This is a genomic window from Falsigemmobacter intermedius (assembly GCF_004054105.1).
Lineage (GTDB): Bacteria > Pseudomonadota > Alphaproteobacteria > Rhodobacterales > Rhodobacteraceae > Wagnerdoeblera > Wagnerdoeblera intermedia.
This window is the reverse complement of record NZ_SBLC01000008.1, coordinates 38764-64456: the sequence shown is the minus strand read 5'-3', so window position 1 is coordinate 64456 and position 25693 is coordinate 38764. Positions and strand designations below refer to the sequence as shown.

Below are 25693 nucleotides of genomic sequence, written 5' to 3'. Positions count from 1 at the left end.
AAAGGCCGGGGATCTCCCCGGCCTTATCCTTTTATGCATCGATATTGGCGAACTCATGGTCGAGGCGTTTTTTCGGCTTTTTCGCCTTGCCCTCACCGCCTTCGCTGTCATCCCCGCGATCCACGCCGAGGTAGAGCACGATGTTCTTCGCCACATAAAGCGTCGACCAGGTGCCCAGAACCACGCCGAGGATCATCGCAAAGACGAAGCCGCGGATCACGTCACCGCCGAACCACAGCAGCGCAAAGAGCGCGAGCAGGGTCGAGGCGGAGGTCATCACGGTCCGGCCGAGCGTCTCGTTGGTCGAGAGGTTCATCAGATCGCGCAGCGCCATCGACTTATGTTTGGCCATATTCTCGCGCAAACGGTCGAAGATCACCACGGTGTCGTTCACCGAATAGCCAAGGATCGTCAGCAGCGCCGCCACGATGGTCAGGTCAAAGCGGATCTGGAAGAGCGAGAAGATCCCCAGCGTGATGACCACGTCATGCAGACAGGCCGCCACAAGGCCGATGGCGAACTGCCACTCAAAGCGCATCCAGATATAGATCAGGATCCCGACGGAGCCTGCGGCCACCGCGCCGATGGCCAGCCAGATCAGCTCAGACGAGACTTTCGGACCCACCGATTCCACCGAGGCAATCATCACCTGGGGATCTGCGGTTTTGATCGCAGCCTCAACGGCGGTGATCACTTCCGGGGTGACTGCTTCCGCGCCGTCCTGGGCCTGAATGCGGATCATGGCCACATGCTGATCTGCCCGGAAGGCCGGATCAAAGACCTGCGAGATGTTCACATCGCCAAGGTTCAGCTGATGAAGCGCATCGCGGTAGGCGCTGATATTGACCTCCTGGGTCGATTCCGTGCGGATCGTGGTGCCGCCTTTGAAGTCGATGCCGAAGTTCAGACCCATGGTGATGGTGATGATGATGGCCGCCACCATGACGCCGATGGTGCCGCCGAAGGTCACGCCCTGCCAGCGGAAGAAGTTGATCTTCGTGTCATCGGGGACGAGGCGGATCAGGCCGCCGGCGGTGACGCGCTTCGGCTTGATGTGAGTATACCAGATATACATCAGCAGTTTGGTGACATAGACGGCGGTGAACATCGTGGTGATGATGCCCAGACCGAAGGTCACCGCAAAGCCGCGCACCGGGCCGGAGCCGATGGCGAACATGATCACAGCCGTAATGATGGCGGTGATATTGGCGTCCATAATGGCCGAGAGCGCTTTGTCAAAGCCCAGTTCAATCGAGCGGCCTGCGGCCTTTCCGGCCCTTAGTTCCTCGCGGATACGCTCAAAGATCAGAACGTTACTGTCCACGGCCATGCCGAGCGTCAGCACGATGCCCGCGATCCCCGGCAGGGTCAGCGTGGCACCCAGAAGCGAGAGCATCGAGATCAGCAGCACGCCGTTGATGATCAGCGCGATATTGGCGATGACGCCCATGGAGCCATAAATCACCACCATGAAGATTGCGACGGCAATGGTGCCGACGATCGCAGCACGCTTGCCGGCGTCGATCGAATCCTGGCCCAGTTCCGGGCCGATGGTGCGTTCTTCAAGGAAGGTCATCCCGGCGGGCAGGGCGCCTGCGCGCAGCAGAACCGCAAGCTCGGTGCTTTCTTCCAGGGTGAAATTGCCCGAGATGATGCCTGAGCCGCCGGGGATGTGGCTTTGAATGACCGGGGCTGAGATCACCTGCTCATCAAGCACGATGGCGAAGGGGCGGCCGATATTGGCGGCCGTATAATCCCCAAAGGTCCGCGCCCCCGAGGGGTTGAAGCGGAAGTTCACCGCCGGGCGGCCGTTCTGGTCATAGGACGGCTGCGCATCGACCAGCTCTTCGCCGGTGACGACCGGCGCGGTCTCGATGATATAGTAAACGCCCTGCTCATTCATCGAGGGCAGGACTTTGGAGCCGGGGGGCGCCACCTCATCCGGGCCGCGAGCCGAGCCCTGAACCGGGTTGAAGGTCAGCTTCGCGGTGGTGCCGATCAGGCTTTTCAGCTCTGCTGCCGAGCCGATGCCCGGCACCTGGATCAGGATACGGTCGGCGCCCTGACGCTGGATCGTCGGCTCCCGGGTGCCGACTTCGTCGACACGGCGGCGGATGATCTCAAGCGATTGTGCGATGGTGCGCTCATCCATGGCGGCGCGTTCGGCTTCTGAGAGCGAGATCACCAGGACCCGGCCTTCGGCGCGGACCTCGATGTCGTTCTGGCCCACGCCGGTCAGGCTGACCACCGGGGTCGAGAGCTGACGGATCGAGGCAACGGCGGCCTGAAGGCCCTCCTGGTTCTGCACCTCGATGCGCAGCTCATGGGGGGCAGAGGGCTGACGGCGCACGCCGCCGACCTGATCGCGCATATCGCGCAGACGGTCGCGGACCTGCGGCCAGAAGCTGTCCATACGGGCCTGGTAGACATCGGTGACCTGAACTTCGGCCAGCAGATGTGCACCGCCGCGCAGATCGAGCCCGAGGTTTACGAGACCAGAGGGCAGCCACTGCGGCCAGTCCTCAAGGGCTGCGACCTGCTCAGGCGTCAGGCTTTCGCCTTTTTCCACCGCAAGATGGGCATCGTTATGGGTCTCAACCCGGGTGTAAAAAGCGTTCGGCATCGCAAAAAGCAGGCCGACAAGGCAAAGCCCCCAGATAATGAGGCGCTTCCAGAGAGCGGTCTTGTGCATTGAGCACTCCGGTTAATCGAAGCCCGGCAAAGCGGGCTCTGGTTCGGCGGAAAGAGCGGGGCCCCTGAGGGGAGAGCAAAGGGGCGAAATGGGTCAGGGGCTGTGCGACGCCGGGGGCGCGCGTGCGCCGGGGCGCAGCATCCGGTCGCTGGCGCAGGGCTGTGGGCCGGCGGGCGCGCGGATCAGACCGGGCAGATCGCAGGCACGCGCCTGGGGGTGCGGCAGCAGCGCCGCAAAGGGCAGATCGCCGGAGGCACCGTCATCGCCCGTGCGGGCGGCGGGGGCAATCTGATGGAATTTCACCGCCTCAGGCGGCAGGGCCGTGCGCAGCACCGCCGTGACCCGCTCAGCCCCTCCGGCGCTGCGCGAGAGGCGCAGGCCCGGGCTGAACTGCCAGACCAGCATCAGCAGAAGCACCAAAAGCCCGGACAGAACTGTCCGGGCGCTGGCCGTCCACAGCAGGGGGGTCGGGCGCGTCATGTGACCGAAGTCGCATATCCGGCCCTTTTTGGCAAATGCCGTTTCAGTCAGCTTTGCGCTCCGGCGGGGCGGCAGGGGCCGGGTCAGAGGCGGGCGGGGCGGCCTCATGGAGGTGAAGATGCTCCGGCAGTTCGGGAGAGCCTGCCACACGGTCACGATAAAGCGCCGCCCGGCCCACCATCATCAGGGTGACCGGCGTGGTGATCAGCAGGAAGATCCCGATAACGAGTTCATGGATGACAAGGCGGCTGCCGCCCCAGCTGAAGAGCAGGATCGAGGCCAGCAGGATCGCTGCCGCGCCCCAGCTTGAGACCAGGGTCGGTGCATGCAGGCGGTCATAAAAGCTTTTCAGCTGCCAGAGCCCGAGGCTGCCCAGAAGCGCAAGTGTGGAGCCCACGACCATAAAGAAGGCGGCGGGCAGGGCGATCCACCAGGGAAAGGTCTCAAGATAGGTCGTGCTCATTCGATCACCTCGCCCCGGAGGAGGAATTTCGCCGCCGTCACCGTGGCAACAAAGCCCACCACGCCGATGACCATCGAGGCCTCATAGAAGAAGGGCGTTCCAAGCCTTGCACCGGTGACCACCAGCATCAGCATGGCGCAGAAATAAAGCGTATCGAGACCGATGACGCGGTCCTGCGCCCTTGGGCCCTTCCAGAGCCGCAGAAAGGAAAAACAGGCCGCCAGCGCCAGGGCAATCTGTGCCCAGGTCAGCGCCAGCCAGAGGATCAGACCGGTTGTCATCCGAAGGCCTCCATCAGCAGGGTCTCGTAACGGGTGTGGATCAGCTCGCGCCAGTCGTCCTCATCGATCAGATCGAAGACGTGCAGGACCAGAACACCGCTGTCCATGTCATGGGCAAGCCAGGCGGTGCCGGGGGTGGCGGTGACGATCATCGCCAGCAGCGACAGGGCATGGGGGTCTTTCAGCTCAAGCGGGATCTCAAGAAAGCCCGAGCGGCGGCTGCCGTGGCGGCCGCGCGTCAGGATCAGCCAGGCCACGGCGATGTTGGAGCGCAGGATATCCACCGCCACAATGCCCATCAGCTTCACCAGCGGCCAGACACGGCGCAGGCGCGGCTGCTCGGGCTCAAGCAGGCGGAAGAACCAGCCGATGATCAGTCCGAGCGCGGTGCCAAGCACGAGATGGCCCAGCGAAAAACTGGTCAGCAGAAGCCACATCAGAACGAGCGTCAGCGACAGGAGCGGATGCGGGATCAGACGGGTCATGGCCGGTCTCCTCCGTCAACGACACGCGGGGCCTCAATCACACCCTGAACGTAGATTTCCGGGGCATGAAGCGCGCGGGAGGTGGCCTCCATATAGCGGAAGATGTCCTGCCCCTGAATGGTCAGCAGGATCAGCAGACCGGCCAGCACGCCAATCGGCGCGATCTCAGAAGCCATCACCCTCGGCGGCGTGCCATCAGCGGCCCAGAAGGTCTGAATGCCGATCCGCACCAGCGCCAGCAGCGAGGCAAGGCCCGAGACAATTACCAGCGCCACAAAGATCCAGACCAGCGCCGGAGGCAGGGCAGGGGCCGACATCGCCCCGCCGAGAATACCAAGCTTGCCGATAAACCCCGCAAGGGGCGGCATGCCCGCCAGCATCATCAGACAGACCCCGAAGAGCAGGCCCAGAATGGTCATCACACCGGGAATGGCGAGCCCCTCCTCATCCTGCTCGGTGCTGTCTTCGTCTGAGAGATCAAGACCATAGGCATCCGCCGTCAGCGCGAGCATGGCGGCAATGCCCCCCTCTTCGCGGCTCAGCGGTTCGATGAGCAGAAAAAGCGCGCCGGTGGCCAGGGTTGAGCCCACCATATAATAAAGCGCCCCCGCCAGCATGCCGATGCCACCGCCCATCAGCGCAAGGCCGTTGACGGTCAGAAGCGTGCCCGAGGAAATCATCACCAGATGCCCGGTCACCCGGCCCAGCCCCTGTGAGGCCAGCACGCCGAAGCTGCCATAGGCAATGGTCGCAAGACCCAGCGCCACCAGCACTTCCGCCGCAAAGCCTGCTGAGCTGCCCGCGCCCGCGCCAAAGGCCAGCATGGTGATGCGCAGGATGATATAGATCCCGACCTTGGTCATGATCGCAAACATCGCCGCCACCGGGGCCGAGCCTGCCATATAGGCGGTCGGCAGCCAGAAGGAGAGCGGGTAAATCCCCGCCTTCACCAGGAAGGCGATGCCGAGCATGGCGGTGCCCACATGCAGCAGCGGCCGGTCCGCATCGGGAACCGAGGCCACCAGGTTCGACAGCTGCGCCATGGAAAGCGTGCCGGTCACGCCGTAGATCAGCGAAACGCCCACTAGGAAGAGCAGCGACGCCGCAAGGTTCATCGCAATATAATGCAGACCCGCACGCACGCGCAGCTGGCCCGAGCCATGGAGCAGCAGACCATAAGAGGCCGCCAGCAGAACCTCAAAGAACACAAAGAGGTTGAAGAGATCCCCGGTCAGGAACGCGCCGTTCAGACCCATCAGCAGGAACATGAACATCGACTGGAAGTTCTGACCCTGCCGGTGCCAGCCCGCGCCGGAATAGAGAAGCGCCGGGATCGCCAGCAGCGAGGTCAGCACCAGCATCATCGCTGACAGACGGTCGATCACCAGGATGATGCCGTAAGGCACCGCCCAGTCGCCCAGCAGATAAAAAGCAATGTCGTTGCCGCCCGACAGCGCATTCCCCTTGGAGCGGTTCAGAAGCTCTACCGCCACCACAAGGGTCGCAAGCGTCGCCACCAGGCTGATGCCGAGCTTCGCTTTGCGCTGCCGGTCATCATAAAGCAGCATCAATGCGCCCGCGAAGAACGGGATCAGGATCGGCAGGATGATCAGATGATCGCTCAGTCCCATCATCAGTCGCGCTCCTTCCCGTCAACATGGTCGGTGCCGGTAAAGCCGCGCGCGGCCAGCATGACGACAAGGAAAAGCGCCGTGGTGGCAAAGCTGATGACGATGGCCGTCAGCACCAGAGCCTGGGGCAGGGGATCAGCATAGGCAGCAGGGTTCACAAACCAGCCCTTGGGCATGATCGGCGGCGCGCCCATGGTCAGGCGCCCCGTCGAGAAGATGAAAAGGTTGACCGCATAGGACACCAGGCACAGCCCCACGATCACCTGAAAGGTACGCGGGCGCATCATCAGCCAGATGCCGGAAGCGGCAAGGATCCCGATGGCGCAGGACAGCACGAATTCCATCAGACGGTCTCCTTCCTGGCGTTGGTGTCTTTCTCAGCCTCACCGGTCTGCTCACGGCGGCGGGCCGAGCGCAGCGACTGGTGGGCAATGGCGATCAGCATGAGGACGGTCGCCCCCATGACCAGCGCAAAGACGCCGGTGTCAAAGATCATAGCGGAAGCTGCAGGGACTTTGCCGATCAGCGGCACATCGATGTAGCGCGCATGGGCGGTAAGGAAGGGATAGCCAAAGAGCCAGGCCCCGACCCCCGCTGCCCCCGCGATCAGCAGGCCAAAGCCCATCCAGCGGATCGGCAGCACCACCAGCCGGCTTTCAACCCAACGGACGTTATGCGCGATATATTGCAGCAAAAACGCGATCGCCATGGTCACCCCGGCCGAGAAGCCGCCGCCGGGCAGATCGTGGCCCCGGAAGAAGAAATAGGCCGCAACCAGCATCAGGACCGGGAACATCCAGCGCATGATCAGCGCCGGGATCGTCAGATAATCCTTCAGTGCCTCAGCCACAAAAGGCCCCTGCTGCGCAGGCAGAACCGCGCTTTCGGGGGCAGGGCGGAAGCGGCGCAGCAGCGCATAGACCGTCAGACCCACGATGGCGAGAACGGTGATCTCACCGAAGGTATCAAAGGCGCGGAAGTCGACCAGGATGACGTTGACGGTATTGGTGCCGCCGCCCTCATAATAGGCATTGCGCAGGAACCAGTCGCCGATATTGGGGATCAGCGGACGGGTCATCAGCGCGTAAGAGATCAGCGCAAGCCCCAGACCGGCAAAGGCCGCAATGATGAAGTCACGGAGGCGGCGGGCCTTGGCCTGAACCTCTTTGTCCTCAGGGATCTCCTCGTTGCGCTTGGGCAGCCAGCGCAGCCCCAGAAGCAGAAGCACCGTGGTGACAATCTCGACCAGCAGCTGCGTCACCGCAAGATCCGGCGCCGAAAGCCAGGCGAAGGTCACACAGGTCACCAGACCCGCGCCCCCCAGCAGGATCACAGCGGCAAAGCGGTGATATTTCGCCTGAACCGCCGCCCCGGCCGCACAGGCTGCGCCGACAACCCACATCAGCGCAAAGGCCGGGTTCATGTCATGCATCCGCGGTACCGGCGAGAACTGCAACACACCCCAGAGCGAATAGAGACCGGCAATCACCGCCATCAGCATCAGCATGCGGATCTGCGGCTGCAGCCGCTCGGTGCCGATGGACTGATAGACAAGGCGCGGGATCTTCCAGGTGCCCTCCAGCAGGATGCGCTCATAGATCTTCTGAGCGCGCAGACGGTGCAGCAGCGGCGGACCTTCCGGACCTGCCTCAATCGCTTTCGCGGTCAGCAGATAAAGCGCAGCCCCGCCGCCGAGCGCGATGACGCTCATCAGAAGTGCGGTGTTGAAACCGTGCCAGATGGCGATATGCACACCCTCAAAGGCCGGGCCGATGATCGAGCCTGCGGCGAGGTTCACCCAGGGCTCAATCGTCAGGGCAGGAAGCACGCCGATCAGCACCGAGAGACAGACCAGAAGCTCGACCGGGAGGCGCATCCAATGCGGTGGCTCATGCGGGGTTTTCGGAAGGTCTGTGGCTTCAGGGCCAAAGAAAACCGCATGGACAAGGCGCAGTGAATAAGCCGCCGAAAAGAGGCTCGCCACCGTCGCAATCACCGGCAGGGCCTGATCAAACAGGCTGCCGTCATAGCCGGCCAGCGTTTCCGCCAGGAACATCTCTTTGGAGAGGAACCCGCTGAGCAGCGGCACACCCGCCATGGCCGCAGAGCCAAGGATCGCCAGCACGGCCGTCACCGGCATCAGTCGGCGCAGACCCGAGAGGCGGCGCATGTCGCGGGTGCCGGTCTCATGATCGACGATCCCCGCCATCATAAAGAGCGAGGCTTTGAAAATCGCGTGGTTGGCGATGTGAAACACCGCCGCCGTAATGGCCAGCGGGCTGCCCATGCCCGCAAGCGCGGTGATGAGGCCGAGGTGGCTGATCGTGGAATAGGCCAGAAGCCCCTTCAGATCATGGCGGAAGAGACCGATCACCGCGCCGATGGTCAGCGTGGCCATGCCCGTCCCGCAGACGAGCCAGAACCACAGATCCGTCCCGCCAAGCGCGGGCTGAAAGCGGATCAGCAGGAAGACACCCGCCTTCACCATGGTGGCCGAATGCAGGAAGCTCGACACCGGGGTCGGCGCGGCCATGGCGCCGGGCAGCCAGAAGTGGAAAGGGAACTGCGCCGATTTGGTGAAAGCACCCAGCAGGAAAAGCACCAGCGCCACCGGATAAAGCGGATGCGAGGTGATCAGCTCGCCCGAGCCCAGCACCCGGTCGAGATCATAGCTGCCCACGATCTGCCCGATGACCAGCATCCCGACCAGCAGGCAAAGCCCGCCCGAACCGGTAACCACCAGCGCCATCCTTGCCCCGTCCCGCGCCGACTGGTTCTGATACCAATAGCCGATCAGCAGGAAAGAGGTTAGCGAGGTCAGCTCCCAGAAAACCACCAGCATCAGGATATTGCCCGAGGTCAGCACACCGACCATGGCCCCGGTAAAGGCCATCAGGAAGGAATAAAACCGCGGCACCGGATCGGTTTTGTCGAGGTAAAACCGCGCATAGACCACCACCAGGATGCCGATAAGCAGCACCAGGAAAGTGAAGCTCCAGGAGAACCAGTCGAGCCGGAAGCTGAGGTTCAGACGGACCGAAGGCACCCATTGCACGACCGATCGGAGAATCCCCTGTTCTGTCAGCGGGGGCATCAGCGCCAGCAGGATCAGCAGACCCGCGCCGAGCGACAGTCCCGAACTCCAGGCTGCGGCCCGATGCGCGCTGACATTCAGCGTGGCGTTGATCAGGGCGGCAAAGAACGGCAGCGCGACGAGGATCAGGATCAGGTTCTGTTCGATCATCCGAAGCGGTCCCTTCCGGTGGTTTGTGGTATCTCGGTTCCCGTCGACGGCAGGCCGACCCGGGAAAACCGCACCGCAAAGGGGCAGAACAGGGCGACGCAACATCGAAAAGGGCCTTGCCCTAAATGAAAGATAACACGGTCAGGGCGCAAGGCCTGCAGGGCAGGATTGTTGCGCTTTTCGGCAGGAATTCTTCTGAACTTTCTGTGGGATTGAAAGGATTTGTAACGAAGCCCGGCTTTTCGTGAGGATCACTCGCTTTGGCGGGGAGTGCGGGCGGGCTGTTCCTGTCCGAAGTTGCAGAGATGGGGTCCGTTTCGCAGATCGCTTTGCCCGGGGCAGAGATCCTGCGCGGCGCTTTTTCAAGGCGCGCTCCTTCGGCATGGGGCGGTCTTTCGGGGGCCCTGGAGGGAGAGGTCCGCCCGCCCTCGCAGAAGGTCAATGCACCTTCGGCAGGGTTTATCGGGTCACCGCATGTTACCCGACAGCCGGCGAGAGAGGCCGTCCGACACCCGTGTCCGCGCTTGGGCTTCATCCGGCTCTGGCAACAGGGGCGGGCCTTAAGCACGACCGCTCACCGCTCACCGCTCACCGCTCACCGCTCACCGCTCACCGCTCACCGCTCACCGCTCACCGCTCACCGCTCACCGCTCACCGCTCACCCTCACGCCTGCCTGCGTGGCGGGCCGGGAAAATCCCGGGCGTCACTTGTGGCAGGGACAGGCCGCATTCTGCCGCGCTTTAAAAACCGCTGACCATGAAAAGAGGCCGTGACCGGCTGTCACGCGGACCTGAGAGCGGGGGCCTGCGTGGCAGGTTCGATCGGCTCCCCCTGCGTGAGGGGCGGTTCCCCATGCGACTGGCCGGGGGTGATCTTAACGGCACGCTGCGCCCCCTGACGCCCAAGGCGCCCGGCGCAGAGGGGATCGCCCTCCGGACCGGTCAGAGAGAGGGAGAGCGGATCGCCCGGCCCGATCCGCAGCAGGCTTCCGGGCTTCAACTCCATGGAGGCATCAAGGGAGAGTTCAATCCGCGCCAGAACCGCCATCAAAGTCACCTCAGCCTCGCCGAGCTGCTGAGAGAAAGCCCGGCTCCACTCCGGGTCCGGCGGGGGGGATTGGGAGGGAGAGTTGCGACCGGGCAGGCTGCGCCCTTCGGCAGGAAGGCACAGCAGGGCAAATCCGGTCCGGCTGGTGCCTGTCAGATTGCCGCTGAGGCTGAGGCAGCGATAGGGCTGATCCTCCAGCAGCAGCGAGAGCGGTCGCTCATCCTCGATGAAAGAAGAATATCTGTATCCGCCCGCCCAGGCACGCTCAGAACTGGTCTCGAGGCCCGTTTCAAGAAAGAGCAGCCCGCCATCAATCACCCCGGCACAGAGCGCCGCATCGGTGCGGGTCAGCCGCCTGGGGGTGGCGGGCGCGTCCAGCGGGGTGCCAAGGGCCTGCCCCGGCCCTTCCAGCACCGCGTAAAAAGACCGCTCCGGCAGTTTGTCCAGGACCTCAGCCAGAGAGAGCCGTTCGTCGCGCACATCGTCGGGCGCGAAGGGCAATCCCGCAAGCTCGCGCGCGGCGCGTGCCAGGCCCACGCGCCATGTCCGCGCTGCCGTTTCCGTTGCCACGTCCGCAGGCCGCGCCGCGGCCAGTTTTCGACGCAAAATCTGCGCAGTGTCACCCATAAGATCCGCTCCTGACTGAGAGCAGTCTGCCAGCCCCGGGTTACGGAAGGGTTTACGGCTCCCCGGCGAGGGAGAGAAGTTTCAGCGCCTCGGCATGGATCGTGGCATTGGCGGCGGCGATCACCCGCCCCCCCTGATGCGCAGGCCCGCCGGTCCAGTCTGTGACGATCCCGCCCGCGGCCTCAATGACAGCGATGGGAGCTGCGATATCATAGGTTTGCAGACCTGCCTCCACCACAAGATCGATCTGCCCTGCGGCCAGCAGCGCATAGGCATAGCAGTCCATGCCATAGCGCAGCAGGCGGCATTGACCGGCAAGACGGTGGAAGGCCTCTGCCTCGGCGGGGGTGCCGACCTCGGGGAAGGTGGTGAAAATGATCGCCTCTGAGAGCGGCCTTGCCGCGCGGGTCGCAAGGGGGGCGGTGCCCATCGGGCCGCTGACCTCCGCAAGACCCGGCGCGCCGGTAAAGCGTTCGCCGATATAGGGTTGATCGATGATGCCGAGGAAGGGGCCCTGGCTGTCCGCCAGCGCGATCAGCACGCCCCAGGTCGGGGTGCCGGAAAGAAATCCGCGGGTGCCGTCGATCGGGTCCAGAATCCAGGTCAGACCGCTGCTGCCCTGCGAGCTGCCGCGCTCTTCGCCAAGGATCCCGTCCTGCGGTCGCAGACGGGCGAGAAGGGCGCGCATGGCGTCCTCTGCCGCGCGGTCCCCTTCGGTGACCGGATCGAAGCGGTCGCTTTCCTTGCTGTCGGCGCTCAGCGCAGGGCGCCGGAACCAGGCAAGGGTCGCAGTCCGTGCCGCATCGGCCAGAGCATTGGCAACAGCGAGATGCCCGCTGACAGCCCCGGGTGCGCGGTGCGCGCGCATAAGGTCTTCGCGGTCGGTCATGGCAGCACTCCCCTGGCTCGCTCTGCGGCCCGCGCTAGCGCAGCCGCAGGGCCAAGGTCAAGTCTGCCCGCTGCGGTCAGGCTGCAGTGGAATCCGAGAGCACACGCGCCAGATCAAAGAGGCGGCGGCGCTGGGCCTCGGGGATGGTGTAATAAGCCCGGACCAGTTCCAGAGCCTCTTTATCACCGAGCAGATCGCTGGCCTGTGCCGAGGCCGCACCCGCATCAAGCCCCTCAAAGAAGAAGCTGACCGGCACATCCATCTCACGCGCAATATCAAACAGGCGCGACGCGCTGACGCGGTTCATGCCGGTTTCATATTTCTGGATCTGCTGAAATTTGATGCCCACGCGATCAGCAAGCTGCTGCTGGGTCATCCCGACCATCCACCGCCGGTGACGGATCCGCTTGCCGACGTGAGCATCTACGGGATGTTTCATTTCTACACTCCTTAACTTGAGCCTGAACGCGGCACACTGATACCGGAGGGAAACAACTCCGGAGCCTGATGGTTCCCGCACAAACTCAACCTGACGCCGATTGAAGCCGCGAAATAACTATGCTTAGGTATGGTTTTTTAGTCCACAGGTATGGGTTATTCGCCTTTAGCGCGATAAGTGCAATGAAAATCTTATAGGCGAATAGAGGGAATTCCCCACCTGGCGATAAATTGCTCATGCTTGTCCCGGAGGGGGATGAACATCTGTCGGTTGACATGCGCAGGGGGCGGGGCAGATTTGCTGCACAGCAGCAGGGGAGAGAGAGCGATGCGTGCGTTTCGGGTTGAGGATCTTAATGGCACGATGGGCCTGGCAGAGATTGCCCGCCCGCAACCCGGCCCGGGTGAGGTGTTGATCGCGCTTCGCGCCTGCGGCGTCAACTTTGCGGATCTGCTGTTGACCGAAGGCCGCTATCAGGAAAAACCGCCGCTGCCCTTCACGCTGGGAATGGAGGCTGCGGGCGTTGTTGAGGCCACCGGCCCCGACGTGTCGGAGCTGGTGCCGGGCGACCGGGTGGGCGTTTTCGGGCGCGATGGCGGTCTGGCAGAGGCCGGTGTTTTCCCGGCCGATCGCTGTGTGAAGCTGCCCGGGTCCATGAGCTTTGAGACGGCCGCCGCCTTTATGATCGGCTATGGAACAGCCCATGTGGCTTTGAGCCATCGCGCCCGCCTGCAGCCCGGAGAGACCCTTTTCGTGACCGGCGCGGCGGGGGGCGCAGGGCTGACCGCGGTGGAACTGGGGGCCGCCATGGGGGCAAGGGTGATCGCCTCTGCGAGGGGGGCGGAGAAACTTGCCCGGGCAAAGGCTTCAGGCGCCGCTGAGGTCATCGACAGTGAGGCCCCGGATCTTCGCGCAAGCCTGCGCAGCCTGGGCGGCGTGGATGTGGTCTATGACACCGTTGGCGGCCCGGCCTTTGATGAGGCTCTGCGCGCCACACGCCCGGAAGGACGGCTGATCCCCGTGGGCTTTGCCGGTGGCGGCGTGCCGCAGATCCCGGCCAATCTGCTGCTGGTCAAAAACCTGACGGTGCTGGGGGTCTATTGGGGCGGCTATATGAGCTTTCGCCCTGAGGTGATCCGCGAGAGTTTTACCGAGCTTTTCGCCCTCTTTGAGGCCGGACGGATCGCCCCCCATATCAGCGCCCTTCTGCCACTGGCGCGTGTGGAAGAGGCTCTGGACCTGGTGCGCAGCCGAAAATCGACCGGAAAAGTTGTAGTGACAATAGGTTAACCAGCAGGCGATCTGCTGCGGCTTTTCAACCTGGCGTATTCCTGTCGGATAATCGCGGCGAGTGGACCGGCGGCCTCATTCTGGCCGGTGTAAAGATTCACCTGAATCTGACCCAGATCCGGCAGGCTTCCGCCATGGGGAACAGAGACCAGATCCCGCGGTTCGGCCCCTGCAACGAGGGCATGAACCGCGAGATCCGCGCTGACAGAGGCCTCGATTGAGCGGGTCGCCTCGGCCTCAGAGGCCATGACCCAGTCGATTCCGGCGGCATCCAGTGCGGCCTGCACGCCGGTGCGGAAGATGCAGTTGAACTCAAAGGCCAGCGGCAGCGGGCGTTGACGGAAAGCCTGCCCCCCGGGGGCGCCCACCCAGATCAGCGGCAGGCTGCGCAAAGTCTCTCCCCCGGGGGCCACGGTGTCTTCGGTGGTCAGAATGAGATCGCATTCCCCCTGGGCGAAAAGCTGCCGAAGCTTCAGCGTATAAGAGGACACAAGGCGGATCCGCATCATCGGATGCTCATGCGCGAATCGCCTCAGCACCGCGGGAATGACCGGGTAGACGATGTCTGACGGCACCCCCAGGACCACTTCCCCCTGCAAAGATTGTCCGGTCAATTTTGCTAAAGCTTCATCATTCAGCTGAAGAAGCCGCCGGGCGTAGCCGATCAGCTGCTCGCCCGCAGCCGTCAGGGCGACGCCGCGACCAGAGCGCTCCATCAGTTCAATCCCAAGGCTGTCCTCAAGCCTTTTCAACTGCATAGAGACCGCAGACTGCGTGAGATTGAGAAAGCCTGCGGCCCGGGTGACGCCCCCGGCCTCATGGACGGCAAGGAAGCTGCGCAGAGCGGTAAGATCGAGTTGGCGGGACATATCACATCCTTTGATGGATCACGTCAAAACCATTCATTTCACTTATCTGACCGCTTCTGGCATCTCACGCAACAGAAATTTTACCCCCCGCCCGCGCCGTGAAACTGCGGGCCATTCCTGAAAGGACATCCCATGTTTGCCTCGCTCCATACCTCCGCCCTGACGCTTGCCCGCGTCGAACGGGGAGGCAAAAAAGCGGGTGCCGGGCGTCTGTCGCGCCTTCTCCAGCTGGCGTCGACCCGCCGCCGCCTTGCCAGCCTTGACGATTCCGCGCTGGCAGATATCGGCGTCACCCGTGAAGAGGCGCGCCGTGAAGCCGCCCGTCCGGTCTGGGACGCCCCGGCCAGCTGGCTGCGCTGAAAGCTGCAGGTTCCGGGGGGTGAAAAAACTCCTCTGAATCTCATGCAAATTGGACGGAACTTCTTGAAATTGCGGGCCATGCGTCCGATATCTTGGACAGAGCGCCTGAGTTTTCTGCTCAGGCGGCTTTCGCCATAATGACGGAGGCTGACCAATGGCAGACTTTCAGACGATCCGCGCCGCTGCAGGCACGCGGGCCGCGCAGATCGACGAGGGCCTTCGCGCCCATATGAACAAAGTCTACGGCACGATGTCCGTGGGTATGCTGATCACTGCGGCAGCAGCCTGGGCCATCGCGGGCCTGAGCTACACCACCGATCCTTCCGCCGCTGCGGGCCAGCTGGCCAGCGGTCGCTATCTGACCGGCCTTGGCTATGCGCTTTACGCGACCCCCCTGAAATGGGTGATCATGTTCGCGCCGCTGGTCATGGTTTTCGCCTTCTCGGCGATGATTAACCGTATGTCGGCTGCCACCGCGCAGGTCGTCTTCTACGCCTATGCGGCTGTTATGGGCCTTTCGCTCAGCTCGATCTTCCTGGTCTACACCGGCACCTCGATCGCGCAGACCTTTGTCGTGACAGCCATCGCCTTCGCGGGCCTGTCGCTCTACGGCTACACCACGAAGAAAGACCTGTCGGGCTTCGGCACCTTCCTGATGATGGGTGTGATCGGTCTCGTTGTCGCCTCGATCGTGAACATCTTCCTGGCCTCCTCGGCTCTGGCCTTCGCGGTTTCGGTTCTCGGCGTTCTGATCTTTGCGGGCCTGACCGCCTATGACACCCAGAACATCAAGAACACCTATATTGAGCATGCTCAGTATGGTGACACCGAATGGCTCGGCAAATCGGCCATCATGGGTGCGCTGAACCTCTACCTCGACTTCCTGAACCTCTTCATGTTCCTGCTGCAGTTCATGGGCAACAAAGAGTAAGCATCAGACTCGTCTGATCTTTTCGAAACCCCGCCGGTCTCCAGCGGGGTTTTTTCTTCCCCTCGCGCAGAGAGTTGCTCTGGGCCAATACCGGCAACATTCCCTCCGCGCGTGAATAAACGGCATGAAAAAACCGGAAGGGTTGCCCCTTCCGGTTTTGTGATGTCCAACCCGATTATTCGAGTTCGATGGTCCCCGGCGGCTTCGAGGTCAGATCGTAGAACACGCGGTTCACGCCCTTCACCTCATTGATGATGCGGGTCATCGTCTCACCCAGGAACTCATGGGTGAAGGGATAGGTATCAGCGGTCATACCGTCGACGCTGGTGACCGCGCGGATCGAGACCGCATAGTCATAGGTGCGGCCATCGCCCATCACGCCCACGGTTTTCATCGGCAGGATGGCAGCAAAAGCCTGCCAGATTTCGTCGTAAAGACCATGCTTGCGGATCTGGTCGATATAGACGGCATCGGCTTCCTGCAGGATCGCCAGCTTCTCGCGGGTGATCTCACCGGGGCAGCGGATCGCAAGACCCGGACCGGGGAAGGGGTGGCGACCGATGAAGCTTGCCGGAAGACCCAGTTCGCGGCCAAGGGCGCGGACTTCGTCTTTGAACAGCTCGCGCAGCGGCTCAACCAGTTTCAGACCCATCTTCTCCGGCAGACCGCCCACGTTGTGGTGCGATTTGATGGTCACCGAAGGCCCGCCCGAGAAGGAGACCGACTCAATGACATCCGGATAAAGCGTGCCCTGAGCGAGGAATTCAGCGCCCTCGATCTCATTGGCGTATTTCTGGAACACGTCAATGAAGAGCTTGCCGATGGTCTTGCGCTTCACTTCCGGGTCCGACACGCCTTCCAGCGCGTTCAGGAACAGGTCGGATTCATCCGCCGCGATCAGCTTGATCTTGTAGTTGTCGCGGAACATCTTCACGACGTCTGCGGCTTCGTTCTTGCGCAGCAGGCCGTGGTCTACAAACACACAGGTCAGCTGATCGCCGATCGCTTCATGCAGCAGGATCGCGGTGACCGAGCTGTCCACGCCGCCCGAGAGACCGCAGATGACCTGCTTGTCGCCGACCTGCTCGCGGATCGCCTGGATTGCCTGTTCGCGGTAGCCCTTCATGGTCCAGTCGCCTTTGAAGCCGGCCAGACGGATGAAGTTTTCGTAAAGCTTCGCACCCTTGGGGGTGTGGTGCACTTCCGGGTGGAACTGCACGGCATAGAAGTTGCGCGACACATCTGCGGTGATGGCATAGGGCGCATTCGGCGAAGTGCCGTAAACGGTAAAGCCCGGTGCGATCCTCGAGACGTGATCGCCGTGGCTCATCCAGACCTGCTCTTTGCCGTCCTGGAACCAGCCCTCAAGGATCGGCAGCGCGCCGTTTTCCGGGGTCACAAAGGCGCGGCCGAATTCCGCGGTGCCATGGCCGGATTCGACCAGACCGCCAAGCTGCTGCATCATGGTCTGCTGACCATAGCAGATGCCCAGAACCGGCACGCCGAAGTTCCACAGCGCCTCCGGGGCGCGGGGCGAACCTTCGCGGGTCACACTGTCCGGACCACCCGAGAGGATCACGGCTTTCGGGGCAAAAGCTGCCAGGAAAGCGTCATCGACGCGGTTGTAGGGATGGATTTCGCAATAGACATTCAGCTCGCGCAGGCGACGCGCAATGAGCTGCGTGACCTGAGAGCCGAAGTCGATGATGAGCAGGCGTTCATGGGACTGGGTCATGCCTTCGCCTATCCTGTGGCAGAAAGAATCACAAGGGGGCGGCCCCGTCAGGGACGGCCCGATGAGCGGGGAATTTCGCGGCCTTTTGCCCCGCCTTTACCTTTGCCGCAAGGAAAAACGCCGCCCCGGGGCTTTGCGCGGGGGCGGCGTAGTGACGCTTACTCTGCCGCGTCGAGATAGCTCTCCAGCGGCGGGCAGGTGCAGATCAGGTTCCGGTCACCATAGACGTTGTCGATCCGGCCCACCGGCGGCCAGTATTTATCCACGCGGAAGGCGCCCGGCGGGAAGCAGCCCTGTTCGCGCGAATATTTGCGGTCCCAGTCCGCCACCAGGTCTTCGACCGTATGGGGCGCATGGCGCAGCGGGCTGTCTTCGGCCGCGATCTCGCCGGCTTCCACCGCTTTGATCTCCTCGCGGATGGCAAGGAGCGCGGTGATGAAGCGGTCGATCTCAGCTTTGGTTTCCGACTCCGTCGGCTCCACCATCAGCGTGCCCGCAACGGGCCAGGACATGGTCGGCGCGTGAAAACCGTTGTCGACCAGCCGCTTGGCGATGTCATCCACGGTCACACCCGCTTCCGCGAAGGGACGGGTATCAAGGATGCATTCATGCGCCACGCGGCCGCGGTTGCCCATGAAGAGCACCTGATAGGCCCCGCGCAGACGCGCCGCGATGTAGTTGGCATTCAGGATCGCCACGCGGGTCGCCTGGGTCAGCCCCTCACCGCCCATCATCAGGCAGTAAGCCCAGGAGATCAGCAGGATCGAGGCCGAGCCATAGGGTGCCGCCGAGACCGGTCCCTCCTGACCGCCGGTTTCCGGGTGGCCGGGCAGGAAGGGCGCGAGATGGGATTTCACCCCGATCGGCCCCATGCCCGGGCCGCCGCCGCCATGCGGGATCGCAAAGGTCTTGTGCAGGTTGAGGTGGCTGACGTCGCCGCCGATCTCACCCGGTTTCACCAGACCCACCATGGCGTTCATATTGGCGCCGTCGATATAGACCTGACCGCCGAACTCATGGGTGATTTTGCAGATATCGCGCACGGTGCCTTCAAAGACGCCATGGGTCGAGGGATAGGTGATCATGCAGGCGGCCAGACGGTCGCCCGCAGCTTCCGCCTTGGCACGGAAATCTTCGACATCAATGTCGCCATTGGCCGAGGATTTCACCACCACCACCTTCATGCCGCACATCTGCGCCGAAGCCGGGTTGGTGCCATGCGCCGAGACCGGGATGATGCAGATATCGCGGTGCCCCTCACCGCGCGAGCGGTGGTAAGCCTGAATGGTCAGAAGCCCCGCGTATTCCCCCTGAGCGCCCGAGTTCGGCTGCATCGAGAAGGCATCATAGCCGGTGATCTCGCAAAGCTTCTCCGAGAGATCCGAGATCGCCTCATGATAACCCGCGGCCTGATCGGCGGGGGCAAAGGGGTGAAGCGCGCCAAATTCCGGCCAGCTGAGCGGCATCATTTCCGCCGCTGCGTTCAGCTTCATCGTGCAGGACCCCAGCGGGATCATCGCCCGGTCCAGCGCCAGATCGCGGTCCGACAGACGGCGCATATAGCGCATCATTTCCGACTCGGCCCGGTTCATGTGGAAGATCGGATGAGTCAGATAGGCGCTGGTGCGCAGCAGCTTTTCATCAAACCCCAGATGGCCGCCGGCCTCCGGCGCTTTATCGATGCCAAAGGCGCGCAGCACCCGCAGCAACACATCATCGTTTGACGTCTCATCCAGCGAGATCCCCACCCGATCCGTGCCGATCCTGCGGAGGTTCAGCCCCTCCTGACGCGCAGCGGCCAGAATGCCGGCCTGTCCGACACCCACTTCCACAGTGATCGTGTCAAAGAACTGATCAGGCGACACCTTCGCGCCCGCCGCCTTCAGCGCATCCGCTAAGCGCACGGTCAGGACATGCACGCGCTCCGCAATCGCCCGCAGACCCTTTGGCCCGTGAAACACCGCATAGAACGAAGCCATGACCGCCAGCAGCGCCTGAGCCGTACAGACGTTCGAGGTCGCCTTCTCGCGGCGGATATGCTGCTCGCGGGTCTGCAGCGACAGCCGGTAGGCCTTATTGCCGCGCGCGTCGATCGAGACGCCCACGATCCGCCCCGGCATATTGCGCTTCATCTCATCTTTGCAGGCCATAAAGGCCGCATGCGGACCGCCATAGCCCATCGGCACGCCAAAGCGCTGCGCAGAGCCCACGGCGATATCCGCCCCCATGGCGCCCGGCTCTTTCAGCAGGCAAAGCGCCAGCAGATCGGTCGCCACAACGGCAATGGCCTTCGCCTCATGCAAAGCCGCGATCTCAGCGCTGAAATCCCGAACCTGACCGAAGGTGCCCGGATACTGGAAAATCGCCCCGAAAACCTTATCCGCCTCCAGCGCCTCCGGCGCCGCGACGATCACCTCAATCTTCAGCGGGAAGGCCCGGGTCTGAATGACGGCAATGGTCTGCGGATGGCAGTTTTCATCCACGAAAAACGCCGTCGCTTTTGATTTCGACTGGCGCTGCGCCATGACCATGGCTTCCGCCGCCGCCGTCCCCTCATCGAGAAGCGAGGCATTGGCCACATCAAGCCCGGTCAGATCACAGACCATGGTCTGATAGTTCAACAGCGCTTCCAGACGCCCCTGCGCAATCTCAGGCTGATAGGGCGTATAAGCCGTATACCAGGCGGGATTTTCAAAAATATTGCGCTGAATGGCCGGCGGCGTCACCGTGCCATAATAGCCCTGACCGATCAGCGAGGTCATGACTTTGTTTTTCGCCGCCACCTGCCGCATCTTCGCCAGCAGCTCATGTTCGGCCAAAGGGGCCCAGGCGAGCGGCTTGTCCTGACGGATCGAGGCCGGGATGGTCTCGGTGATCAGCGCCTCCAGCGAGGAGGTCCCCACCGCCTTCAGCATCTCCTCCATCTCAGCGGGCGAGGGCCCGATGTGGCGACGGTTGGCAAAATCATAGGTGTCATAAGCGACGGGCGTATAGGCCATCATATCCTCGGGAACCGCAGGCGGGGAGGGAAGGGGCGCGCATGAGCCGCGCCCGCTTTGGCTTTTTCAAAAATACTCCGGGGTCCGGGGCAGCGCCCCGGCCTCTCCCCGAAAACCGGCCTCAGCCGATCAGCGCGTTATAAGCGTCCTCATCCATGAAACCGTCGAGCACCGACAGATCATCGATCTTCATCTTAAAGAACCAGGCGCCCAGCGGATCGTCATTGACCAGCGCCGGATTGGTGCTCAGACGCTCGTTCACTTCAACGATCTCGCCATCGAGCGGGGCCAGAATGTCGGAAGCGGCCTTGACCGACTCAATGACCGAAGCCTCATCCCCGGCGGCAACCTGGGTGCCCGGCTCGGGCAGCTCAACAAAAACCACATCGCCCAGCTGCTCGGCGGCATGGGCGGTGATGCCCACGACGACCAGATCGCCTTCGACGCGCAGCCACTCGTGTTCTTCAGTATATTTCATTGGGTTTGCTCCTCAGCAAAGGCCGCTTACAGCTTATGTCGTCAGCGTTTGTAGGTGGTGGGTTGGAAAGGCATGGGTGCGCGGGCCACGGCGTGACGTTTGCCGCGCACTTCCCCGAACAGCGGGCCGTCATAGCCGGCGGTCACATAGCCCATGGCGACGGGGGCTTCGACCGAAGGGCCAAAGCCGCCCGAGGTGACGAGGCCGACCTGCGTGCCGCCCTCAGCGGCGTCCCAAAGGGTGACCCCTTCGCGCATCGGCGCGCGGCCCTCCGGGCGCAGGCCGGTGCGTTTGCGCGAGGGCCCCTCTGCCAGCTCACGAAGGATGCGCTCTGCTCCGGGGAAGCCGCCCTCACGCGCACCGCCCGCACGGCGGACTTTCTGGATCGCCCAGGTCAGACCGGCTTCAACCGGTGAAGTGCTGGTGTCGATGTCATGGCCATAAAGGCAAAGCCCGGCCTCAAGACGCAGGCTGTCGCGCGCGCCAAGACCGATCGGCGCCACGCCCCCGGAGGCCAGAAGCGCACGGGCGAAAGCCTCCGCATGGGCCTCTGCCACGGAAATCTCAAACCCGTCTTCCCCGGTATAGCCTGAGCGCGAGACCCAGATCTCCCCATGGACGGGGGAGGGCAGAACGGCGATATCCATAAACTTCATCGCCGCCACGCCCGGCACCAGCGCCTCCAGCACGGCCTCAGCCTTCGGTCCCTGCAGCGCCAGAAGCGCACGGTCCGTGACCGGGATCACCTCTGCCACCTCTGAGAGATGTGCCTGCATATGGGCGATATCGGCCTCTTTGCAGCCGGCATTGACCACCAGGAACAGATGATCACCCCGGTTGGCAAACATCAGATCATCGAGGATGCCGCCCTGGTCATCGGTAAACAGCCCATAGCGCTGACGCCCCTCGGGCAGCGAGGCCACATCCACCGGCATCAGCGCCTCAAGGCCCGCGATCAGCGCGGCCATATCGGCTTTCGGCTTCAGGATCACCTGACCCATGTGGCTCACGTCAAAAAGACCGGCCTCTGCGCGGGTGTGAAGATGCTCTTTCATCACCCCCATCGGATACTGCACCGGCATCTCATAGCCCGCAAAGGGGACCAGTTTGCCGCCAAGTTCGACGTGGAGGTCATGCAGACCCAGCCGCTTCAGATCGCTCATTGCGCGCTCCGACTATGGGCCGTCTTTTAAAAAGAATACGGCACCGCAGGCAGACGGATCTCTGCCCCTCGATGCCCCCTCTGTCCTTACCCCTGCGGGGTGCCTGAGATCGTTATCCCTTCGGCGGGCACGGCGGTGCCACTCTCCAGAGTTTTGTTCAGGAACGGTCCCTTGCGCCTGAGAGTTTACCGGGGCGGTTGCTCCTTCGGCACCGGAGCCGGAAGTTGCCCTCCGCCCGGATTCTCCCGATCCTGAATTTCCCTCTAGCTGAAACCGGGGCGGGCTGGCAAGCCCCGCCTTAAACGCTTTGTGATATGCGCATTTTTCCGATCAGACGCAGCGCCAGCCACCAGGACAGCAGCCCGAAAATCACCCCCGTCAGCGCCTGGCCCCACATCACGCCCAAAGCGCCGCCCAGTTCTGATCCGATCCAGACCGGGATCAGCGTGCCGATGGTGGCGCGCAGCCAGTTGGTCCAGGTGGAAATGAACGGCCGCCCCAGATTGTTGAAGGCCGCATTGGCCACAAAGATGATCGCCACAAAAAACCACAGGCCTGCCAGGGGGCCGCAGAAAAGATAGATGATCTCCCGCGTCAGCCCTTCGGCGTGGAAGGCATCCGAGATCAGCCCCCGTGTCAGCCACATCACCACCGAGACCAGCGCCACGACAAGTGCTGAGAACTGCAGCGCCGCATTGAAGGCCAGTTTAACCCGTTCCAGCCGTCCCGCGCCGTAATTCTGCCCGATGATCGGCCCGATCGAGCCTGCGAGCGCAAAGATCACCCCGAAGGCCACAGGCGTCAGCCGCCCCGTGATTGCCATGCCCGCCACCGCCGCCTCGCCATAGGCGGACATAAACCGCGTGACGATGGCAAAGCCCAGAGGCGTCGCCACCTGGGCCAGAATGGCCGGGACGGCGATTTTCGACAAAGGCCGCATATCCGCAAGGGTGGCCCGTGTCGTGGTGGCCACAAAGCCTCTATGCGCCTTATGAACCTGCCAGAGCGCCACGCCTGCGATAACAAAGCGCGAGGCGCAGGTCGCCAGCGCCGCCCCCGTCAGATCCAGATCGAGCCAGAGGATCAGCACCGGGTTCAGCACCCCCGCCACCCCCGCGCCCCAAAGGGTCGAGGTCATCGAGGCTGCGGCATCCCCATGGGCGCGCAGCACCGCGCCGCCCACCATGCCCGCAATCAAAAAGGGCACCGAGGGCAGGGTGACGGCCAGGAAATGCTCTGTCAGGTCGGCCACCTCTCCCCTGGCACCCAGCAGGTTCACCATCAGCGGCAAAAGTGCCCAGGCGATCAGCGAGATCACCAGACCAAAGGCAAAAGACAGAAGGACCGAATGCGTGGTGCGGGTTTTGACCAGAGCTTCATCCCGCGCGCCCACCGCCGTGGCCACAACGGCCCCCGCCGCCACGGAAGCGCCGATCCCGAAAGAGACCAGCAAAAACATAATGGTGCCGCCATAGCCGATGGCGGCGGCCAGTTCGGGTCGGCCCAGCATCGAGATGAAGAGCATATTCGCCAGATCGACCAGAAAGATCGCCATCAGCCCGACGGAGCCGGTCAGCGACATCACCGTCACATGGCGAAACAGATTGCCCTCAAGAAATTTCGCCTGTTGCCCGGCCATGGCCACTCCAATTCCGCAGCCCGGAATATCCCGGCCCTGCAAAGCGAAAGGCCGGGGCGAACCCCGGCCTTTTTATCTCACTTCAGGCGAACCTTCTGCAGCAGCGGCAGCAGAGAGGCCATATCCGGCCCGTGGTCCTGGCCGGTCAATGCGCGCCGCAGCGGCATGAAGAGCCCCTTGCCCTTGCGGCCGGTGGCGGCTTTCACCGCATTGGTCCATTCACCCCAGGTGTTTTCATTCCAGGGCTGTGCGGGCAGCAGTTTCACCGCCTCAGCAATAAACTCGCGGTCTTCTTCTGCGATCACCGGCTCAGCGCCGTCGCGGGTCAGGGTCCACCAGCCTTTGACATCATCACGGGTCTCGATGTTCTGGCTGGCGATGGCCCAGAAGGGGGCCTGGATCTCTGCCGGAACGCCGATTTCGGTCAGCTTCGGGGCCACGGCCTCAAGCGGCAGTTTCTGCACGATATGGCGGGTCAGCGGGCGCAGATCGGCTTCATCGAATTTCGTGGGCGCGGCCCCGAAGGTCGAGATGTCAAAGCCTGCGATCACCTCTTCGATGGTGGTGCAGAGCTCAACCGGTTTCGACGAGCCCAGACGCGCCATGAGCGACAGGATCGCCTGCGGCTCAATGCCCCCCGCGCGCAGATCGCGCAGCGAAAGCGTGCCGAGACGTTTCGACAGCGCCTCGCCCTGCGGGCCGGTCAGCAGCGAATGGTGGGCAAAGCGCGGCGGCACGCCACCAAGCGATTTCATGATCTGGATCTGCGTCGCGGTATTGGTGACGTGGTCTGCGCCGCGCACAATATCCGTCACGCCCATATCGACGTCATCGACCGAGGAGGCGAAGGTGTAAAGCACCTGGCCGTCGGCCTTGAACATCACCGGGTCCGAGACCGAAGCGGCGTCGATCGAGATCTCGCCAAGGATGCCATCGGTCCACTCGATGCGCTCCTGGTCGAGCAGATAGCGCCAGTAGCCGGTGCGGCCCTCGGCGAGATATTTCGCTTTGTCTTCTGCCGAGAGCTTCAGACCCGCGCGGTCATAAACCGGCGGCTTGCCCATGTTCAGCAGCTTTTTGCGCTTCAGATCCAGCTCAACCGGGGTCTCAAAGACCTCATAAAGGCGGCCGTCTTTGCGCAGCTGATCCGCCGCCTCATGGTAGCGGTCAAGGCGTTTGGACTGATATTCCACCCGATCCCAGGTGAAGCCGAGCCATTCGAGGTCCTGGAAGACGCCGTCGATATACTCCTGCTTCGAGCGTTCCTGGTCGGTGTCATCGAGCCGCAGGATGAAGGTGCCGCCCTGTTGTCGGGCGATGGCAAAGTTCATCAGGGCAGCGCGCAGGTTGCCGATATGGAGAAATCCCGTGGGGGATGGGGCGAAGCGGGTAACGGTCATGTTTGCCTCCGGGTGCAGGCGCCTGTCTTTCACAAGGCCGAAGAAAAGTCCATATCAGGGGCAAAGGAGCCCTCTCATGAGCCAGACTGATACCGCCTTCACGGCACTGAACTTCGCAGCCCCCGATCTTGCCGATCTTGAGGCCCTGGCCCGTGAGGCCCTGGCACAGCTTCCCGACTTCTGCCGCGAGGCCGCTCAGGCCATCGCGCTGCGGGTGGTCGATTTCCCGCCGCAGGAGATGCTCGAAGAGCTGGAGGTTGAAGATCCCTTTGAAATCACGGGTCTTTACGATGGCGTTCCGCTGACCGAGAAGGCCAGCCTTGATCAGCCGCAGCAGCCCGATGCGATCTGGCTCTTCCGTCGCCCGATCCTTGAGGAATGGATTGAGCGCGGCGATGTGGGCCTTTCAGATCTGCTGGCCCATGTGCTGGTGCACGAACTGGCGCATCACTTCGGCTGGTCGGATGAGGACATTGCGGCGATTGACCGCTGGTGGGAATGATCTCCTGATCCGGGATCATCCGGGCGGCCCCGCAACGGGCCGCCCTTT

General features: G+C 63.0%; 22 protein-coding genes and 1 riboswitch. Of the genes, 4 read left to right on the top strand and 18 right to left on the bottom strand.

What is annotated here, in order from left to right; all coding sequences use genetic code 11:
* Positions 1–31 precede the first annotated feature (31 nt).
* The 11 genes from secD to EP867_RS07385 form a co-directional block, all read right to left on the bottom strand.
* Entirely contained in the window at positions 32–2692 is a 2661-nt protein-coding gene (gene secD / locus EP867_RS07440; protein ID WP_128487740.1) for a protein translocase subunit SecD, read from the bottom strand.
* Between the two features lie 93 nt (positions 2693–2785).
* Positions 2786–3172 (bottom strand): hypothetical protein, encoded by a 387-nt coding sequence (locus EP867_RS07435; protein ID WP_128487738.1) that lies wholly within the window; start codon positions 3170–3172, stop codon positions 2786–2788.
* Positions 3173–3215: 43 nt separating this feature from the next.
* A complete protein-coding gene (mnhG, locus tag EP867_RS07430; RefSeq protein WP_128487736.1) occupies positions 3216–3635 on the bottom strand; it encodes a monovalent cation/H(+) antiporter subunit G in 420 nt (139 codons plus the stop codon).
* Positions 3632–3916 (bottom strand): K+/H+ antiporter subunit F, encoded by a 285-nt coding sequence (locus EP867_RS07425; RefSeq protein ID WP_128487734.1) that lies wholly within the window; start codon positions 3914–3916, stop codon positions 3632–3634. Before EP867_RS07425 ends, mnhG begins: the two co-directional genes overlap by 4 nt.
* Entirely contained in the window at positions 3913–4401 is a 489-nt protein-coding gene (locus tag EP867_RS07420; RefSeq protein ID WP_128487732.1) for a Na+/H+ antiporter subunit E, read from the bottom strand. Before EP867_RS07420 ends, EP867_RS07425 begins: the two co-directional genes overlap by 4 nt.
* Entirely contained in the window at positions 4398–6035 is a 1638-nt protein-coding gene (locus EP867_RS07415; RefSeq protein ID WP_128487730.1) for a monovalent cation/H+ antiporter subunit D, read from the bottom strand. The genes EP867_RS07420 and EP867_RS07415 overlap by 4 nt, the downstream gene beginning before the upstream one ends.
* Positions 6035–6376 carry a Na+/H+ antiporter subunit C gene (locus tag EP867_RS07410; RefSeq protein ID WP_128487728.1) on the bottom strand — a complete coding sequence of 114 codons (342 nt, stop codon included), beginning with the start codon at positions 6374–6376 and terminating at the stop codon, positions 6035–6037. The genes EP867_RS07415 and EP867_RS07410 overlap by 1 nt, the downstream gene beginning before the upstream one ends.
* On the bottom strand, positions 6376–9276 hold the full coding sequence (locus EP867_RS07405) for a monovalent cation/H+ antiporter subunit A (protein WP_128487726.1): 2901 nt from the start codon (positions 9274–9276) through the stop codon (positions 6376–6378). Before EP867_RS07405 ends, EP867_RS07410 begins: the two co-directional genes overlap by 1 nt.
* 781 nt (positions 9277–10057) lie before the next feature.
* Positions 10058–10951: a FliM/FliN family flagellar motor switch protein gene (locus EP867_RS07395; RefSeq protein ID WP_128487722.1), complete on the bottom strand. Its 894-nt coding sequence runs from the start codon at positions 10949–10951 to the stop codon at positions 10058–10060.
* Between the two features lie 52 nt (positions 10952–11003).
* Complete coding sequence (gene hisN, locus EP867_RS07390; RefSeq protein WP_128487920.1) at positions 11004–11819, bottom strand: histidinol-phosphatase; 816 nt, start codon at positions 11817–11819, stop codon at positions 11004–11006.
* A 97-nt stretch (positions 11820–11916) separates the two neighbouring features.
* Positions 11917–12279: a helix-turn-helix domain-containing protein gene (locus EP867_RS07385; protein WP_128487720.1), complete on the bottom strand. Its 363-nt coding sequence runs from the start codon at positions 12277–12279 to the stop codon at positions 11917–11919.
* Between the two features lie 327 nt (positions 12280–12606).
* Here EP867_RS07385 and EP867_RS07380 point away from each other — a divergent pair, with 327 nt between their 5' ends.
* Positions 12607–13569, top strand: a complete 963-nt coding sequence (locus EP867_RS07380) for an NADPH:quinone oxidoreductase family protein (protein ID WP_128487718.1) — start codon at positions 12607–12609, stop codon at positions 13567–13569.
* Here EP867_RS07380 and EP867_RS07375 read toward each other — a convergent pair.
* Positions 13566–14438 carry a LysR family transcriptional regulator gene (locus EP867_RS07375; RefSeq protein ID WP_128487716.1) on the bottom strand — a complete coding sequence of 291 codons (873 nt, stop codon included), beginning with the start codon at positions 14436–14438 and terminating at the stop codon, positions 13566–13568. The genes EP867_RS07380 and EP867_RS07375 overlap by 4 nt on opposite strands.
* Positions 14439–14570: 132 nt before the next feature.
* On the opposite strand from EP867_RS07375, the gene EP867_RS07370 reads away from it, so the two are divergent.
* Together EP867_RS07370 and EP867_RS07365 are read left to right on the top strand one after the other, a co-directional pair.
* A complete protein-coding gene (locus EP867_RS07370) occupies positions 14571–14798 on the top strand; it encodes a DUF1127 domain-containing protein (RefSeq protein WP_128487714.1) in 228 nt (75 codons plus the stop codon).
* Between the two features lie 154 nt (positions 14799–14952).
* A complete protein-coding gene (locus EP867_RS07365; protein ID WP_128487712.1) occupies positions 14953–15729 on the top strand; it encodes a Bax inhibitor-1/YccA family protein in 777 nt (258 codons plus the stop codon).
* A gap of 175 nt (positions 15730–15904) precedes the next feature.
* Here the strand turns inward: EP867_RS07365 and guaA are convergent, their stop codons facing one another.
* The 6 genes from guaA to gltX form a co-directional block, all read right to left on the bottom strand.
* Positions 15905–17464: a glutamine-hydrolyzing GMP synthase gene (gene guaA / locus EP867_RS07360; protein WP_128487710.1), complete on the bottom strand. Its 1560-nt coding sequence runs from the start codon at positions 17462–17464 to the stop codon at positions 15905–15907.
* Between the two features lie 158 nt (positions 17465–17622).
* Positions 17623–20463, bottom strand: coding sequence for an aminomethyl-transferring glycine dehydrogenase (gene gcvP, locus EP867_RS07355; protein ID WP_128487707.1), 2841 nt, complete (start codon positions 20461–20463; stop codon positions 17623–17625).
* 121 nt (positions 20464–20584) lie between these two features.
* Complete coding sequence (gcvH, locus tag EP867_RS07350; protein ID WP_128487705.1) at positions 20585–20941, bottom strand: glycine cleavage system protein GcvH; 357 nt, start codon at positions 20939–20941, stop codon at positions 20585–20587.
* 41 nt (positions 20942–20982) lie between these two features.
* Positions 20983–22104: a glycine cleavage system aminomethyltransferase GcvT gene (gene gcvT / locus EP867_RS07345; protein ID WP_128487703.1), complete on the bottom strand. Its 1122-nt coding sequence runs from the start codon at positions 22102–22104 to the stop codon at positions 20983–20985.
* A 154-nt stretch (positions 22105–22258) separates the two neighbouring features.
* Positions 22259–22362, bottom strand: a riboswitch (glycine riboswitch).
* A 40-nt stretch (positions 22363–22402) separates the two neighbouring features.
* Positions 22403–23743 (bottom strand): MATE family efflux transporter, encoded by a 1341-nt coding sequence (locus EP867_RS07340; RefSeq protein WP_128487701.1) that lies wholly within the window; start codon positions 23741–23743, stop codon positions 22403–22405.
* A gap of 77 nt (positions 23744–23820) precedes the next feature.
* Positions 23821–25143: a glutamate--tRNA ligase gene (gene gltX / locus EP867_RS07335; RefSeq protein ID WP_128487699.1), complete on the bottom strand. Its 1323-nt coding sequence runs from the start codon at positions 25141–25143 to the stop codon at positions 23821–23823.
* 76 nt (positions 25144–25219) lie between these two features.
* Here gltX and EP867_RS07330 point away from each other — a divergent pair, with 76 nt between their 5' ends.
* A complete protein-coding gene (locus EP867_RS07330; RefSeq protein ID WP_128487697.1) occupies positions 25220–25645 on the top strand; it encodes a metallopeptidase family protein in 426 nt (141 codons plus the stop codon).
* The last annotated feature ends 48 nt before the right edge of the window (positions 25646–25693 follow it).

What these genes read in the sequence shown, in the direction of transcription:
- EP867_RS07380 (WP_128487718.1), top strand. Translation starts at nt 12,607, where the DNA reads ATGCGTGCGTTTCGGGTTGAGGATCTTAATGGCACGATGGGCCTGGCA.
- guaA (WP_128487710.1), bottom strand. Translation starts at nt 17,464, where the DNA reads ATGACCCAGTCCCATGAACGCCTGCTCATCATCGACTTCGGCTCTCAG.
- EP867_RS07370 (WP_128487714.1), top strand. Translation starts at nt 14,571, where the DNA reads ATGTTTGCCTCGCTCCATACCTCCGCCCTGACGCTTGCCCGCGTCGAA.
- EP867_RS07410 (WP_128487728.1), bottom strand. Translation starts at nt 6,376, where the DNA reads ATGGAATTCGTGCTGTCCTGCGCCATCGGGATCCTTGCCGCTTCCGGC.
- EP867_RS07340 (WP_128487701.1), bottom strand. Translation starts at nt 23,743, where the DNA reads ATGGCCGGGCAACAGGCGAAATTTCTTGAGGGCAATCTGTTTCGCCAT.
- EP867_RS07375 (WP_128487716.1), bottom strand. Translation starts at nt 14,438, where the DNA reads ATGTCCCGCCAACTCGATCTTACCGCTCTGCGCAGCTTCCTTGCCGTC.
- EP867_RS07415 (WP_128487730.1), bottom strand. Translation starts at nt 6,035, where the DNA reads ATGATGGGACTGAGCGATCATCTGATCATCCTGCCGATCCTGATCCCG.
- EP867_RS07425 (WP_128487734.1), bottom strand. Translation starts at nt 3,916, where the DNA reads ATGACAACCGGTCTGATCCTCTGGCTGGCGCTGACCTGGGCACAGATT.
- secD (WP_128487740.1), bottom strand. Translation starts at nt 2,692, where the DNA reads ATGCACAAGACCGCTCTCTGGAAGCGCCTCATTATCTGGGGGCTTTGC.
- EP867_RS07330 (WP_128487697.1), top strand. Translation starts at nt 25,220, where the DNA reads ATGAGCCAGACTGATACCGCCTTCACGGCACTGAACTTCGCAGCCCCC.
- EP867_RS07395 (WP_128487722.1), bottom strand. Translation starts at nt 10,951, where the DNA reads ATGGGTGACACTGCGCAGATTTTGCGTCGAAAACTGGCCGCGGCGCGG.
- mnhG (WP_128487736.1), bottom strand. Translation starts at nt 3,635, where the DNA reads ATGAGCACGACCTATCTTGAGACCTTTCCCTGGTGGATCGCCCTGCCC.
- gcvP (WP_128487707.1), bottom strand. Translation starts at nt 20,463, where the DNA reads ATGGCCTATACGCCCGTCGCTTATGACACCTATGATTTTGCCAACCGT.
- EP867_RS07435 (WP_128487738.1), bottom strand. Translation starts at nt 3,172, where the DNA reads ATGACGCGCCCGACCCCCCTGCTGTGGACGGCCAGCGCCCGGACAGTT.
- hisN (WP_128487920.1), bottom strand. Translation starts at nt 11,819, where the DNA reads ATGCGCGCGCACCGCGCACCCGGGGCTGTCAGCGGGCATCTCGCTGTT.
- gltX (WP_128487699.1), bottom strand. Translation starts at nt 25,143, where the DNA reads ATGACCGTTACCCGCTTCGCCCCATCCCCCACGGGATTTCTCCATATC.
- EP867_RS07385 (WP_128487720.1), bottom strand. Translation starts at nt 12,279, where the DNA reads ATGAAACATCCCGTAGATGCTCACGTCGGCAAGCGGATCCGTCACCGG.
- gcvT (WP_128487703.1), bottom strand. Translation starts at nt 22,104, where the DNA reads ATGAGCGATCTGAAGCGGCTGGGTCTGCATGACCTCCACGTCGAACTT.
- gcvH (WP_128487705.1), bottom strand. Translation starts at nt 20,941, where the DNA reads ATGAAATATACTGAAGAACACGAGTGGCTGCGCGTCGAAGGCGATCTG.
- EP867_RS07365 (WP_128487712.1), top strand. Translation starts at nt 14,953, where the DNA reads ATGGCAGACTTTCAGACGATCCGCGCCGCTGCAGGCACGCGGGCCGCG.
- EP867_RS07420 (WP_128487732.1), bottom strand. Translation starts at nt 4,401, where the DNA reads ATGACCCGTCTGATCCCGCATCCGCTCCTGTCGCTGACGCTCGTTCTG.
- EP867_RS07405 (WP_128487726.1), bottom strand. Translation starts at nt 9,276, where the DNA reads ATGATCGAACAGAACCTGATCCTGATCCTCGTCGCGCTGCCGTTCTTT.